General features: G+C 39.3%; 1 protein-coding gene and 1 pseudogene. Both read left to right on the top strand.

All coding sequences use genetic code 11. From position 1 onward, the window contains the following. A pseudogene (locus tag ACFVSH_RS26945) lies at window positions 1-282 on the top strand (FAD-binding protein); the annotation flags it as partial. Continuing rightward, a complete protein-coding gene (locus tag ACFVSH_RS26940) occupies window positions 279-821 on the top strand; it encodes an MFS transporter (RefSeq protein ID WP_387708902.1) in 543 nt (180 codons plus the stop codon). The pseudogene ACFVSH_RS26945 and the gene ACFVSH_RS26940, both read left to right, overlap by 4 nt. Window positions 822-1,082: the final 261 nt, after the last annotated feature.

Genomic DNA, 1,082 nt, shown 5'->3' with positions numbered 1-1,082 from the left:
TCACTCATGTCCTATGCCAAGGATGATATGTTCGCTCTTGTAATGCTCATCAATCAAGGGACGGATAACGAAAGTAAGGCAAATACGGAAAGGGTCATCCGAAACATGATAGATGTGACGCTTGACCATAACGGCAGCTACTATTTGCCCTATTATGGGTATCCAACCAAGACACAATTATTTGAAGCGTATCCGCATACTGAGGAATTCTTTCAATTAAAAAAGAAATATGATCCTGATAATCGCTTCATGAATCTTTTCTATGAGGAGTATCATCCATGAATTATAAACGTTTCGTTTTTTACCAAGGCACTGTGGGAATGGCTGCAAGCATGATTTTCCCTTTTTATATTTTGCTAATCAAAAATGTAGGCACCAGTTATTCACAATTCGGGTGGGCATATGGAATATTCTCACTGACTGCAGCACTTAGCTATCCTGTAATCGGAAAATTCACTGACAAAGCCGGTGACAAAGCATTTCTCCTTATCTATTCATGGGGGATGGCACTAATCCTTCTTGCCTTTCCTCTCGCATATGAAATTTGGCATGTCTATCTCCTGCAAATCATTATGGGGGTACTTGGGGCAGTACAAAAAAATACAGAAAAAACGGTGCTTGCAAGATATGTTACGAAGAAAACAGCGGGTGAGGAAATTGGAAACTACCATGTTTGGACATCCATCGGTGCTGCAGCTGCGGTGATTGCAACCGGATATTTAGTCGACTTTTTAACGATCGGCAGCATCTTTTACATTGCATCCTTAATGTTTGCCTGGAGTGGATTTATTTTAATGAAGATGGAAAACATCACACCATAGACGTTGGAGGAATGAATGAAAACACGCCATCCTTCTTTTGCAAAGACAGAAAACAGCAAAGCAACAGACCCTATTAACTAAAAGATTGCCTGTTGCTTTGTTTTTTATAAAGTTTGACCCGCCTATGTAAAATCTCCTACTTTTGCGGAAAAGCACTCGGAAAATGATTTTAATATAAGTATATCTTGTGAAAATACTAAGGGGTTAAAGCCCTAGTGAATATGGTGACACTCTCTTTGATAAAATCATCCAGTGATATGC

This window comes from Peribacillus sp. NPDC058002, assembly GCF_042886655.1.
Taxonomy (GTDB): Bacteria; Bacillota; Bacilli; order Bacillales; family DSM-1321; genus Peribacillus; species Peribacillus aracenensis.
Note: the sequence above shows the minus strand (reverse complement) of the source record. Positions and strands in the feature narration are given on the sequence as shown.